11 protein-coding genes are annotated in these 12,740 nt (G+C 63.6%); 3 read left to right on the top strand and 8 right to left on the bottom strand.

Going from position 1 to position 12,740, the window contains the following annotated elements; genetic code table 11:
• Nucleotides 1-199: 199 nt before the first annotated feature.
• Nucleotides 200-1,573, bottom strand: a complete 1,374-nt coding sequence (dbpA, locus tag OMP44_RS20015; RefSeq protein WP_280310727.1) for an ATP-dependent RNA helicase DbpA — start codon at nucleotides 1,571-1,573, stop codon at nucleotides 200-202.
• Nucleotides 1,574-1,700: 127 nt separating this feature from the next.
• On the opposite strand from dbpA, the gene OMP44_RS20010 reads away from it, so the two are divergent.
• Complete coding sequence (locus tag OMP44_RS20010; protein ID WP_280310725.1) at nucleotides 1,701-2,333, top strand: glutathione S-transferase family protein; 633 nt, start codon at nucleotides 1,701-1,703, stop codon at nucleotides 2,331-2,333.
• Nucleotides 2,334-2,341: 8 nt separating this feature from the next.
• Here the strand turns inward: OMP44_RS20010 and OMP44_RS20005 are convergent, their stop codons facing one another.
• Nucleotides 2,342-3,442 (bottom strand): catalase family protein, encoded by a 1,101-nt coding sequence (locus OMP44_RS20005; RefSeq protein ID WP_280310723.1) that lies wholly within the window; start codon nucleotides 3,440-3,442, stop codon nucleotides 2,342-2,344.
• Between the two features lie 177 nt (nucleotides 3,443-3,619).
• Between OMP44_RS20005 and OMP44_RS20000 the strand changes: the two genes are divergently transcribed.
• Together OMP44_RS20000 and OMP44_RS19995 are read left to right on the top strand one after the other, a co-directional pair.
• A complete protein-coding gene (locus OMP44_RS20000; protein ID WP_007161029.1) occupies nucleotides 3,620-3,763 on the top strand; it encodes a hypothetical protein in 144 nt (47 codons plus the stop codon).
• A 121-nt stretch (nucleotides 3,764-3,884) separates the two neighbouring features.
• Nucleotides 3,885-4,724 (top strand): DUF6502 family protein, encoded by an 840-nt coding sequence (locus OMP44_RS19995; RefSeq protein WP_133863247.1) that lies wholly within the window; start codon nucleotides 3,885-3,887, stop codon nucleotides 4,722-4,724.
• Here OMP44_RS19995 and OMP44_RS19990 read toward each other — a convergent pair.
• Genes OMP44_RS19990 through OMP44_RS19965 form a run of 6 tightly spaced genes read right to left on the bottom strand, consistent with a single transcriptional unit; the run spans nucleotide 4,721 to nucleotide 12,243 of the window.
• Nucleotides 4,721-5,161, bottom strand: a complete 441-nt coding sequence (locus OMP44_RS19990) for a type IV pilin protein (protein WP_280310718.1) — start codon at nucleotides 5,159-5,161, stop codon at nucleotides 4,721-4,723. The two genes, OMP44_RS19995 and OMP44_RS19990, sit on opposite strands and share 4 nt — an antisense overlap.
• Before the next feature lie 20 nt (nucleotides 5,162-5,181).
• Nucleotides 5,182-9,633, bottom strand: a complete 4,452-nt coding sequence (locus OMP44_RS19985) for a pilus assembly protein (RefSeq protein ID WP_280310716.1) — start codon at nucleotides 9,631-9,633, stop codon at nucleotides 5,182-5,184.
• Between the two features lie 19 nt (nucleotides 9,634-9,652).
• Nucleotides 9,653-10,276, bottom strand: a complete 624-nt coding sequence (locus tag OMP44_RS19980) for a PilX N-terminal domain-containing pilus assembly protein (protein WP_280310714.1) — start codon at nucleotides 10,274-10,276, stop codon at nucleotides 9,653-9,655.
• Nucleotides 10,273-11,184 (bottom strand): PilW family protein, encoded by a 912-nt coding sequence (locus OMP44_RS19975; RefSeq protein WP_280310712.1) that lies wholly within the window; start codon nucleotides 11,182-11,184, stop codon nucleotides 10,273-10,275. Before OMP44_RS19975 ends, OMP44_RS19980 begins: the two co-directional genes overlap by 4 nt.
• Nucleotides 11,185-11,194: 10 nt before the next feature.
• On the bottom strand, nucleotides 11,195-11,722 hold the full coding sequence (gene pilV / locus OMP44_RS19970; protein WP_431312666.1) for a type IV pilus modification protein PilV: 528 nt from the start codon (nucleotides 11,720-11,722) through the stop codon (nucleotides 11,195-11,197).
• Complete coding sequence (locus tag OMP44_RS19965) at nucleotides 11,719-12,243, bottom strand: GspH/FimT family pseudopilin (RefSeq protein WP_280310708.1); 525 nt, start codon at nucleotides 12,241-12,243, stop codon at nucleotides 11,719-11,721. The genes pilV and OMP44_RS19965 overlap by 4 nt, the downstream gene beginning before the upstream one ends.
• Nucleotides 12,244-12,740: the final 497 nt, after the last annotated feature.

Raw genomic sequence — 12,740 nt, 5'->3', positions numbered from 1 at the left:
CGACGAAGTCCCAGTGGAAAAGGCTGCGCCGTTTTCCACGCTACGGCGCTACCACTCACCTGAGACAGGCCCGCGGCCATGCCGGTGCGCCGTATCGACCACTCCTACAGGTATCCAATCTATCCGTAGGAGCGGCCCATGGCCGCGATAAAGCCCCTGCCGAAAGATGTAACCAGGATGCGAAGGGGCCAACTCGCCCCTACAGCATCCGCACCTTGATCGACCGGCCCTTGATCTTGCCTTCGCTCAGCCGCTGCAGCGCCTGGCGGGCAATATCGCGCTCCACGGCGACGAAGGCCTGGTTGTCGAACAGGGTGATCTTGCCGATCTTGGCTCCGGGCAGGCCGGCGTCGCCGGTCAGGGCGCCGAGGATGTCGCCGGGGCGCAGCTTGTCCTTCTTGCCCGCCGCCAGGGCCAGGGTGTGCATGGTCGGCACCAGCGGCTCCGGGGTATCGCGCAGGGCGCCGAGGGACTGCCAGTCCAGCGGCGAGCCCTGCTGAGCCTCGATGGCCTGGGCGCGGCTGGCCTCGGCCGGTGCCACCAGCGACAGCGCCAGGCCCTGCTCACCCGCCCGCCCGCTGCGGCCGATACGGTGCACGTGCACTGCCGGATCGCGGGACAGCTCCACGTTGATCACGGCTTCCAGGCCGGCGACGTCGATGCCGCGGGCCGCCACGTCGGTGGCCACCAGCACGCAGAGACTGCGGTTGGCGAACATCGCCAGCACCTGATCGCGCTCGCGCTGCTCAAGATCGCCATGCAGGGCAGCCGCGGAGATGCGCTGGGCATGCAGCGCCTCGACCACCTCCTGGCACTGCTGACGGGTCTGGCAGAAGGCCACGGCGCTGGCCGGGCGATGGTGCCGGAGCAGGCGCACCACGGCGGCGAGGCGGTCCTGGGCGGCGATCTCGTAGAAGCGCTGACGGATCTGGGTGTCGCTGTGCTGACTCTCGACGCTGATGCGCAGCGGCGCGCGCAGATAGTCCTGGGCCAGGCGCTCGATGCCTTCCGGATAGGTCGCCGAGAACAGCAGCGTCTGCCGCCGTGCCGGGGTCTGGCTGAGGATGTCGGCGATGGCCTCGATGAAGCCCATGTCGAGCATGCGATCGGCTTCGTCGAGCACCGCAACATTGAGGCCGTCCAGCACCAGGGTGCCCTTGCGCAGGTGCTCCTGCACCCGCCCCGGGGTGCCGACGATCACCTGGGCGCCATGCTCCAGGGAGGCGATCTGCGGCCCCAGCGGCATGCCGCCGCAGAGGGTCAGGATCTTCAGGTTGGGCGTGGTGCGCGCCAGGCGGCGCAGTTCGCGGGCCACCTGATCCGCCAGTTCGCGGGTCGGACAGAGCACCAGGGCCTGACAGCCGAAATAGCGCGGATTGAGTCCCGTCAGCAAGCCGATGCCAAAGGCCGCCGTCTTGCCCGAACCGGTCTTGGCCTGGGCGATGAGGTCCTGGCCCTTGAGGATGATGGGCAGGCTGGCCGCTTGGATGGGCGTCATGCTCAGGTAGCCGAGCTCGGCCAGATTGGCCTGCATGGTCTCGGCCAGTGGCAGGGAAGCGAAGGATGAGGGCACGGGAGTCCTGTGAAACGGCTGGTAAAGGTTTACCAGTTTAGCAGAAGGGTACCCAGGCTCCTGTGAATGGACGCTGGATGAGGGGCTACCTATGCTAAGGGGTACGACAACTCAAGGAAGCTTCACCATGTTCGACCGGCCTGTGCTCTATACCCACCCCATGTCGCGCGGACGCATCGTGCGCTGGCTGCTGGAGGAGCTCGGACAACCCTACGAGGTGCAGCGGGTCGACTACGGGCCGGCGATGAAATCCCCGGCCTATCGCGCCATCAATCCCATGGGCAAGGTGCCGGCGCTGCGCCATGGCGCCGCCGTGGTGACCGAGACCGCCGCCATCTGCGCCTATCTCGCCGACGCCTTTCCCGCCGCGGGGCTCGCGCCGCCGCTGAGCGATCCGGCGCGCGGTGCCTACTACCGCTGGCTGTTCTTCGCCGCCGGTCCGCTGGAGGCCGCCACCACCAACCAGGCGCTGGGCGTCGTCCTGCCCGACGACCCGCAAAGGCGCGGCGCGGTGGGCTATGGCAGTCTCGACGAGGTGCTCGACACCCTCGACGCCGCCCTGGCCCCGGGCGAGTACCTGGTGGATGATCGCTTCACCGCCGCCGACGTCTATGTCGGCGCTCATCTCGCCTGGGGCATGGCCTTTGGCACCGTCGAGAAACGTCCGCACTTCGAGCGCTATGTCGCCGGGCTGGTAAGCCGCCCGGCCGCGGTACGCGCCCGCGAACTCGACGACGCCGAGCTCGCCACGCTCAACTAGTACCGCGGCTACAGCTCCACCGGTCCACGCGGATGGTGCAACGGGCAGCCGTTACGCTCGCTGCGGAACTGCGACGACATCTCGTAGGCTGGCTGCCGCGACCTCATGATGCCGCCCAGCGGGCGATGCGCGGCCAGACCGTGCCAGGGGCTGAACACCATGCCGTCGTCCACCTCGCGCGAGCGCGCCTCGTTCCAGGCCGGCTGCGGCTGGACCTCCAGGCGCGCCACGGTCACATAGGGACTGATATCTTCCGGCCACACCACCGAGGCATCCTCGATGGGCGTCTGCTCGATATCGACGCCCAGCTGCACGCGGATCTCCCAGACGCCGCCGTGCCGGGCGAAATGGGCATTGACCGCCTCGCGCAGGCCGTCGGGCTTGCCGTTGACCTCGACCGGGGCATCGGTCAGGGCGGTTAGCTCGGGCGCCACCGGGACCACGCTGAGCTTGGCGAAATAGGGACCATAGAGAAAGGGCACCATGGTGTAGAAGGTTTCGCCGAGCGGATGGGTCTCCGGGTGGCCACCCAGGCTCTTCAGCGTCGGACTCTCGCCGCCAAGGGCTTCCACCACCTTCTCGGTACCCCGCAACACTGCCGAGGCGACCTTCTTCAGGCCCTCGCCGCGGTCAGTGGTCTTTGCCAGCAGCTTGAGCGTCTTGAGAAAGGTCTTGGGATCCGGCGCGGTAAAGGCCGGGGCATTCTGCATGACGAAATCCTGGGTCACCTGCCCTTCGCTGCCAGGCAGGCGCTCGCCCGGCACGTCGATCAGCTTGAGCGCGAGGCCCCGCGGGGTGGAGACGCTGTCGGCCAGGATATCGCCCGGATTGGTCGAGAATCTGAGCACCGCGGCATAGCTGCCCGGCACGGCGAAGGCGCCCTGGGCATAGGCCGGCGGCAGGCCGCCCAATACCGTCACCTGGCCGGTGAGCAGACCATGACTCTTGGCATGCACGCTGCGGATGGCATGGCCACCATTGGCGTAGGTGGTCTCGGTGATGTCTCTCATGGCCGCCACCATTTCGCGAATGGTGGCGGCTTCATCATCCGGCACCTGTTCGAAGGCGGGCTGGAACGGCAACGGATGGACAGCGGTAGGCGTGGTCATCACGGGAATCCTCGGGCGCCGTCATTCGGAGGAGACGGTCAGCCAATGGACCGCTATCGCGCTAACGACGTTCGGCCCCTCGCCATCTGGCCGACCTGAGGTCGCTGTCGACAGCTGCTCGGGAACGGCCCCGCCCAGAGGGGTTCGATATCTTCACACCCACCCCGGAGAGCCACCATGAGCGACGCTGACCAGAAGACCTACGACAACCCCAGCAACACCCCGCCGCCTGAAGAACTGCCCTATGCAGACATGGAACCCGAGGAATTCCCGGACGATCCGGACGTGGCTGGCGCGACCGAATCGGGCACCCCTGGCTAATCAGTGCCCTGACCCGCGGACGACAGCCTGAGCGGCGTCCGCGACACTTTGTGACCGGCTGGTTTGACGGGGGCCTGAGGCCCCGCGAAGATGGGCGGGCGTCTGCCGCGTCGAGTCCCCCATGCTTTCCACCAAGGTACCCTTGCTTCTACGCAGCCTGATCGGTCGGCTGGTGCGTATCGCCATCGCCTCCGGCGTGACCTACCAGACCTTCGATCGCCTGCTGCGCCAGACCTACTTCGAGGTCGCCCAGGATTTCGAACCACTGCGCGACAAGCCCAATTCCGACAGTCGCATCTCGGTGCTGACCGGCCTGCCGCGTCGCGAGGTCCGCGCCCTGCGCGAAGCCAGCCCGGAACGCACCCCCTGCACGCCTAGCCTGGAATGGCAGGTGCTCAGCGCCTGGACCTCACGGCTGGATCTGCTCGATGCCGAGGGCAATCTGCGCCCCCTCCCCCGCACCCAGCGGCGCGGCGGCGAACAGAGTTTCGACGCCTTGGTCGCCAGCGTCGGCAGCGACGTCCGCGCCCGCACCGTGCTGGATGAATGGCTGCGCAAGGGTTACGCCCGTCTCGACGAGGAAGATCGCGTGGTGCTCACGCCCCGCTCGCTGCTGCGCGGCACCGAGAGCCAGGAAGGCGCGGGGCGGCTGCTGGCCCACTTCACCGGCGACCTGCTGGCCGGGTTCGAGCGCCTTTACCTGCAGGACCGCGCCGCGCCGGACTTCACCTTTCACGTGGTCTACGGCCACAACCTGACCCAGGACTCGACCCTGAGTCTCTATCGCACCGCCTACGACGAATCCATGCACCTGCTCAACCGCCTCAACCGCCTGGTGGTCGAACACGAAGCCCGCGACGCCGGCAAGCCCGACGCCACCCAGCGGGTGACCCTGGGCTTTGGCGGCTATCGTGTGGAACAGGACCGGGATGCCGGCCTGGTACAGGGGCGGGAGGATTAGCGCCAGCAGTTGGTGACGGTCGCAGCGTCCTTGTCGGAGGTCTTGCCCGCCGCACCGCGCAGGCCGGTCGAATCCAGCGTCAAGGTTCCGCAGCTGTCCTTGCTCTGCGCGTTCTGCGGCACCACGCTCAGGTTGTAGGTGGTATCTGTTGGCGTTCCAAGACTCAGGGCGTAGTACTTGTTCGATGAGTCCAGAGACGTGGCTTTATCGTCGCCGGTTAGGCCCAACCCCTTTAGTGACGCCGTCTTGTAAGTACTGTTCTGCGCATAATAACGCTCCATCCGAGCCGCTGCCTCGCTGAGCAGCGCCATGCCCTCCGAACGATGACTGCGCAGGATGTAGCTCTGGTAGCTCGGATAGGCGATGGCAGCCAGGATGCCGACGATGGCGACGGTGATCATCAGCTCGATCAGGGTAAAGCCCCGGGTACTGGTCATGCTGCGTTGGTCTCCCGAACTCATTGAGGTTGCGGTATTACCCGCCAGGTTTGCCGGCCGGACGTCTGGCCACCTCTATTGACGGTAGTCGAGCTACCGTCCGTGGTGATCAGTTGATTGTTCGACAGAGTGGTGCCTCCGGCGATCGTACCGAAACTCGAGACGACCATGCCATCGAGGCTGTCCAGGCTATTGACCACACCATCGCCATTGAGGTCGAAGACATTGAAACTGGTACGGCCACCGGAGGCCGGATCTATCGCATAGGCCCAGCCGCTGATGCCCGAGGAGCAGACATCCGCATTGGGCGTCACGGTGCTAAACACGAGCGTCTGGCCACTGGCGGTCATGGGATCCACCACCCGCTCACCCACCGCCTGGTTATTGGTCTGCAGATCCAGGTACCAGCCACTGGTCGTCGTCCAGTCCACTGCCGTGTTGCTCAGCAGGCGCGCACTCTTGCCGCCGATGGCGGTCTCACGGGTGATGGACTGCCGCTGCAGATTGCTGCGCTTGAGCACCGGCAACGTCGCGACGGTATTCGAAATTGAGACGGTCGAGACATTCTTGTCCCAGATGCCATAGACGCTCTGCAGATCCGTCGAAGTCTTGTCCTCGGTGGCAAAGTAGCTGCCGGTACCGAACATCACAATAAAGCCGGTACCGGAGGGATGCCTGACCACCGAGGGTGCTGCCGTGATGGGCTGGATCACGCCATTGGTGTCGCTGCTCCGCGCCGTATACAGCGGCTTGCCACCGAAGGCGACCGTGAAATTGTCGACCGTTGCCGTGGCCGTGAGGTTGCCGTTGTTGAGCAGATCGAAGCGCCAGAGATTGCCCTTCAGATCACCGCCATAGACGTAGTCGGCGATACCATCGGAATTGACATCCAGCACCTTGAGATTGAACAAGCCGTTGCTCTGGGTGGCGGTCTCGGCGTCCAGCTTCTTGAGCAGGCGACCTGTGGCGATGTCGAGAATCAGCAGCGATGCCGTCCCGCCATTGCTGTTGTAGCCATTCCCGGCCAGCACCGCCCATTGGCCCGTATGCAGGCGTGATACCAGAGGTGTGCCGAAGCTGTAGCCCAGCGCCGCATTGGTCTGGCTGTTACCACCCGCGCTGCTGGCCTCACCGCTGAACTCCCAGAGCAGCTTGACGGCATCCGGATCTGTGATGTCCAGAGCAAAGAGCGAACGACCGCCGCCACGCAGGGTTCCGATCAGCACCTTGTGCCAGGCACTGCCGAAGTAGACATCGGCGATGACGGGCGAGCCATCCACGTAGTAGGTGTGCTGCGAGGCACTGGCGTTGTTGTAGTTCGGTTTGGCCAGCAGATAGAGATTGGGGATCACCGCCGTGGGCACGAAGGCGAAAGTCTCCTGACCCGAGGTTGCATTGAAGCCGTGGAGCATCCCGTCATTGGCGCCCACATAGATCATCGGCGCCTCGGCAGCCTGACTGACCTTGAAGGCACCGTAGTCACTGCCGCTTTCCAGGGCGTTGGCCGCGCTGGTCAGATATTGCGCCCCATTGGCCAAGGCTGGCGCCGAATTGATGATGTCGCCCAACGGGCTCGACCGCTGTCGATAACTGGAAGTCGCCAGGCTGTTATCCCCTTTCAGGAAAGCGACCTTGTTGGTATCCAGATTGGACTGCAGATTGATCCCGCCGTAGGTACGCCCAGCTAGAGCGCCATAGGTGAAAGCCTGCAGACCGCTTCCCGTTCCGGGAACTGCGGCCATCTGAATGTTGCGCGCACCCCAGGCCGGTAGCTGGGCACTGGCCTTCCATACCGTGGTGGTCGTCTTGGTCGCCGTACCAGTGGTACTGGGAGCAACTTCAATAGTGCTCTTAGTCAGATCACCGCTCCAGTAAGTGGCGTTCATGGCCGTGGCGTAGGTGTCGTAGCGCGTGGCTGTGCCGCTGCTGGTGCTCTGGTAGGGCAGCACTGCCGGAGCCGCTACCGAGTTGTTGCTCTGCAGAATCTGGTTGAAGGCGCTCGACAGCTGCGTCTTGAGCGTCGAGGCGTTGGTGACCAGGAAGTAATTGTCCGGCGTACCCGCCGTGTTGGAGTCCCAATCGCCGGCTACCGGCAAGGGATTGCTGCTGGAGTAGTTGTAGCCGCCCCATTTGGCCGCGTACCACAGCGGATTTTGCAGATTGGTGACCAGGGAGCTGGCTGACGGGGTAAAGATCCGGGAGGTAGCGGTAGTGCCGTTCACCATCACGCTGTTGCTCTTGCGCCCCGGCAAGGCCGGGCAGCCATTGGGATTGCTTACGCAGGACCCCGGCAAGCGGTTGGGCGGGGTATCCAGCGGATAATGCAGGCTTCCGCTGTTGAACGCCGTACCGCCACCGGTCACCTCCAGGTAGATACCGTCAGCCGTGGTGCCCGATAGGGTGTAGCCCATGTGGGAATCGTTGCCCGAAACCGAATACTGGGTATCGCTGGTGACCGTGATGGTGCCATTGGCGTTGGCCGCCAGGGTGTAGAGGACGATGGCGTCCATGTCGTAGTCGCCGCCCTGACCGGCGTCGTCGTATACCACGCGGAAACTGATCAGCGGCCGACCGCCGTTCTTGCTGTTGTCCACCGGCATGCCGCTGAGATTGGCCATGGTGTCGATGTAGAAGCCGGTGATCTGCTCGGTGGCCTGGTAGGTGTTGCCACCGGTGACGACCTTGCCGAAGGGTACCAGGGTGAGGGTTCCGAGACTGGTGGTCATCTGGATCCGCGGCTGGGTCGAGGACAGCGCCACGGCGAAGGTTTTCAGCCGTTGCCCGCTCGTGGTCAGGGCGGTCTTGTTGCCGTAGTAGGCGACGCTGGCGACGTTGTAGGTGCCCTGCCGGGTGGGTTCGTCGGGCAGGCCGCGGAAGTTGCCGAAGCCGTTCGCCGTCTTGGCGGTGGGAGCATAATCGGTAGCGCTGCCGGCCACCTCGCCGATGTTGATGCTGCGGTTGCCGCCTATGTCGTTGTCCCAGATGGTCTGCCCCAGGGCGCGGCTACTGAACTGGGCGAGCGTGGCGGGCACGGACGTGGCGGTGAAGGCGCTGTCCGGCAGATCCGAGTCGTAGCTGGGATTCACATCGCTGAGCAGCGTCTGGAAGGGTTTCGAGCACGAGGGATAGGTACTATAGGGATTGCTCCAGCTGGTCACCGCTGGCAGCCCTAGACCACTGTCCACTGCACCGGAGGCATAGCCGGAGGTTGGCGTAGTGGCGCCGCTGAAGTAGCGCAGTACCTCGTAGGACATTTCACCCAGCGGATTGCCGTAGTTATAGCACCGGCCGTTGGGCAGGTCGTTGCCAGGCGTTCCCCAGCCCGAGCAGGCGCCGTCCGGCGAGTACTGGATGCCATCGAGCGTAGCGATGATGCCCTGCTTGGTGTAGGTGATGTTCCTACCACTCCCCGAGGCCACACCGAAGATACCGGTGGTGGCATCCACCTCGTTGGCGAAGGAGCTGATGGCCTTGCGCAGCACTCCGCCCTGGAGGTTGTCATTGTAGGTACCGGTCAGCAGCCCGAAGTACATCTGGTTGCCTTCGCCGTAGTCGTGCAGCAAACCGGTCGGCTTGTACTGGCCATTGGGATAGGCCTTGCAGTTGCTTTCCAGCAACCCGTTGACGCACGCCTGGACACGCACGTTGAAGCTGTAGACGTTGCGGCCGGACGAACTGGTAAGGGTGCCCGAGGGAATGGTCGCCGACAGGTTGACGTCCGAGAAGGACGTAGTGGTCGCGGTATTCTGCCCCTGCACCGATTCGCGTGACACCCAGCCCCAGATGCGGATATCCGAGGTGCTGGGGATGATTCTCAGGCTCGGCTGGCTGTTGTAGGTGGTGTTGGCGAACAGCACGTAGGTATTGGCGCTGCTCGGTGTGCTGATAGGCGCATAGTCGGAAATGTTGTAGCCGTTGCCACGGTTGTATTCCTTGCCCCAGGAGTGGGCATCCGTCGGCACGTTGACACGCGCCAGGACGGTACTGGTCGCGGTATCGGTGGAGCGATAGCCGCCATAGAGCACCTTGCGCAGAGCATCCATCCGCGAGGTGGTCAGGTAGTTGAGGAAGTCTCCACTCCAGGGCGCGTTGCTGTTACCCGTCCCGCACTTCTTCGGCGTACCGGTCGTGGGCGCTGCGGAAATCGCCGTGCCCGCCCCCTGGGGGACAAAGTAGCCATTGGCGGTATCGTAGGAATAGCACTTGGCGGAATCGAAGTAGCCCGTGTAGTCGATGACTCCCGGCTTGTAATAGATATCCAGGACGCCATCGCCATCCAGATCCGCTGCATCGTTGTAAGCCGGGGCATAGAGCTTGTGGTCGCGCTCTACCACCAGCATGTTCAGCGGTGGTACTGCGCTGTTGACGAACAGCGGCGTCTGGGTGGGGAAATTGGTAGCCGCCTGGACACTGATCGACCAGGCGATCAACTGAGCGGACAACAGGAGGCAACGGCGGCCACGAGCGTTCATAGAAAGCGTTCCCGGTCGATCAGAAGGATTTCGCCATGACGGATCTCAAGGTGATCCGCTGGCCGACTTGATTGCTCGCACAGCCTGCGCCCGCACAGCTGTCCACCTCGTAGTAGCGCGTGCCGCACCCGGTCAGGGCGCAATTGTTTTCGCTACCGGTATCCAGGGGGCCCAGATCGACCACGTACCAGCGGGCATTGGGGGTTTCAGCCGTGCTGCCCGAGCTCAGGATGCTGTAGCCCTCCAGGGTGGCGCTGGGATCGCCATTACGGAACAGCGGCGTCATGTACCCCAGGGGAACGTTGCGATTACCAATCTTCTCGCTGCCCAGGGCGGCACCCCCGGCATTCAGATAGACGTTGTTGCGCAGCAGATAGGGAATACAGAAGGTCACGGTACAGGTACTCGCCAGGTCTGGCGCGGCAACGGCTTTGCCAATGGCGCCCTCGCCCGCTCTCAGTGCGGTCTCAGCGGCACTTTGCAGATTGTGCTGCTGCTTGATATTGCCCATGACCCGTGACTCCAGGGTGACGCCCCTTAGGCTGGTCAGGGCCAGAATCGTCAACAGCAGGAGCAGCACCAGCGCGATCAGCAGAGACGCGCCACGCTCTCGTCTTAATGGTTGGCGTCGAGAGGCGATCATGGCATCAGGTTCCTCAGGGTGATGGTGTCCTGGGCGATCTGGTACAGATAGGCGTTGCCGGTAAAGGTCGTGGAATAGGTCTGGTTCCACTGGTTCAGGACGAGCGGTGTATCGCTGGTATCTCGTGATCCCTGGGCCACCGACTGCAGCATTGCCGAGTAGCGCACAGCCCGGATCAGGGTGGCTGCACTGCTAGAGGGCGTGAGGGTAAAGGAGGAGACGCTCCTGTCGACACCGACGCCATAGTCGAAGCGCAGATCGCGAATACCGCTGATGAGCTGGGCGGTATCGGTAGCTCCGTCTACTTGGGTACAGACACCATTGCCGCAGGCCAGCAGGTTGCTGGCACAGACCAGAGCACCTGGACGTTCGCCCTTGATGCCAGAGGTGAAGTTGAGATCGGTCGCCAGGGAAAAGCGTTCGACGATCACCGCGTTCTGAGCGGTATTGGAGTACTCGTAGGGGGCATCGGCGTTGTTGGCCAAGGTGCTCGACTGGGCGCTCAGCACCTGACCGCGGCAGTCGACTTCCCGCGCATCGCGCGCCTGGTAACGAATACAGATACTGGTCGCATCGCCAGTCACCGAGGCACCCGCCGCGAATTTGCAACCCAGGGCGTTGCCGGTATTCGAGCTTCCGCTGTCAGCCGGAAAATCCTGGGTGACCGCGATATCCGGCCGCCGTCGATAGCCCGCCTTGGCCAGCTCCTGATTCAGCAGCGCCAGCGCGAAGCGACCATTCTCCTGGTTGACCTCCTGGCTCTGCTGGAACAGGTAGGTTTTCTTGTTGTTGATGTAGAGCTGGGTGATTCCCAGGATCAGAAAGCTGCTGATGGCCAGGGCAACCATCAGCTCGACGATGGACAGTCCCCGTTGCCGGGCCGATGCGTTCGCGAAGCGGTTGAGCATTGAACTGGCCTCAGAGTCGGGTTCGCAAACGGTAGGTACAGATGGAGCTGGTACCGTTGCCAGTCGGAGTACCACCGTCCAGGCAGCTGTCGACCGGCGCGACCCAGGCCACCTGGATCTCAAGGTAGCTGCCTCCCTTGCAGGACGCCGCCGCCCCCGCAGGACCTGGGGTCGCGTTCTGACAGACATAGAAGGAACTGCTCAGCAGATCCGCCGCACCGGGCAGCAGCGAACTGGCCTGGGCTGCCCAGCAGGCAAGCTGATCAGCCGCAGCCGCTGGGGTCGGGCGACAGCTTGCCGGCGCACTCGCGAAATCACTGTCGGGCGCCTTGATATAGCTATCGACTGCCGTCGGATTAGCGCGGACGAGCTCCAGGAGGTCATTGGTCAGCATCATGGCTGCATTGCGCTGGACGGAGTCCTGAGTGAAAGGCACTGCTTTGCTTTGCAACGCAGCGATGCCAAGCAGGCCCACGCAGATCAGCACGACGCTGACCAACACCTCGATCATGCTGAAGCCTGACTGCAGCCTCCTCACGTGCACTCCCCAGTCAGTGGCCGGTCGATGGATGGCGGGGTGATACGTCCGGTCACGCTGACGCCAACGAAGCGGCATTGCCCCGCCTGGTCGGCCGGGCAAAGGGTGAAACACTGGCTGGTTGTGCCACCCGTGGTACCGGTCGCGCTGAAACTTGCCTGAGCGGCACCCGAGCTCACCGTTATGCCACTCTGCAAACCGCCGGCGTCGATACGCCGGAGTATCTGCCCTGCCGCGGTGATGTTGAAGCCGGCGTTCCAGGTGGTCGCACTATCAGCCGTCAGCGTTACGGTCACCCCCCGGGTGATGGCTTCGCTACGCGCATACTGCAATACCGTCACCAACTCATCGGCAGCGGCCTGGACCTTGTTGGAGCGAATCAGACCGGCAAAACTGGGCGCGGCGATGGCCAAGAAGATGCCCAGCAAGGCGACAACTACCAACATCTCGATCAGGGTGAAACCCTGGACTGGACGTAATGACCTATTTTTCATGACGGGGTATCCAAGTGAAAAGCGCAAGCCGGGAATCTCCTTCCGCAGCGAGACAGCACTCAGTCGTCATCCTTGAGCATTCAGACAAAAACGTATCGACCTGGCGTCACAAGCCTGGACGTGTTTCGCTGATACCTGCGTCTGGCATGCTGAATCCATGGACAACGCAAGTCAGCAGACGCGGGATAGTCGGCCCCGAAACCTTGATGGCCGGCATAGCCGTCCCTGGCCTGTATCAGCCCTGACAATCAGGCCGGGCAGACCCGTGATGGGTAGCGAAGGCAGCCTCCATTGGCAAAGCGATCTGAGTTCCAAGGGCCACTCACTGGCTTTGGCCGTCGAGGAGTTTTCTCTCCAGCCACGGGTACAGCGTTCCGGTGTGGCACCGTACAGCAGCGGCCTGATCCTTAGCTATCAGGCAAGAGTGAAGCCCGCAGCCTTCTGTATGCCAGCTCTGCCGTGTGGGTAAGGGCGTAGTGAGAATGCTGCACCCAGGCGGCCTGCAAATCAGTAACGACTGGATA

The sequence above is a fragment of the Pseudomonas flavocrustae genome (assembly GCF_029872515.1).
In the GTDB taxonomy this organism is placed as follows: Bacteria; Pseudomonadota; Gammaproteobacteria; order Pseudomonadales; family Pseudomonadaceae; genus Chryseomonas; species Chryseomonas aestiva.
This window is presented reverse-complemented; position numbering and strand designations above follow the sequence as displayed.

Coding starts and splice junctions, on each gene's coding strand:
- OMP44_RS19980 (WP_280310714.1), bottom strand. CDS start 10,276: ATGATCGCCTCTCGACGCCAACCATTAAGACGAGAGCGTGGCGCGTCT.
- OMP44_RS19990 (WP_280310718.1), bottom strand. CDS start 5,161: ATGACCAGTACCCGGGGCTTTACCCTGATCGAGCTGATGATCACCGTC.
- OMP44_RS19975 (WP_280310712.1), bottom strand. CDS start 11,184: ATGCTCAACCGCTTCGCGAACGCATCGGCCCGGCAACGGGGACTGTCC.
- OMP44_RS19995 (WP_133863247.1), top strand. CDS start 3,885: ATGCTTTCCACCAAGGTACCCTTGCTTCTACGCAGCCTGATCGGTCGG.
- OMP44_RS20000 (WP_007161029.1), top strand. CDS start 3,620: ATGAGCGACGCTGACCAGAAGACCTACGACAACCCCAGCAACACCCCG.
- OMP44_RS20010 (WP_280310725.1), top strand. CDS start 1,701: ATGTTCGACCGGCCTGTGCTCTATACCCACCCCATGTCGCGCGGACGC.
- OMP44_RS19985 (WP_280310716.1), bottom strand. CDS start 9,633: ATGAACGCTCGTGGCCGCCGTTGCCTCCTGTTGTCCGCTCAGTTGATC.
- OMP44_RS20005 (WP_280310723.1), bottom strand. CDS start 3,442: ATGACCACGCCTACCGCTGTCCATCCGTTGCCGTTCCAGCCCGCCTTC.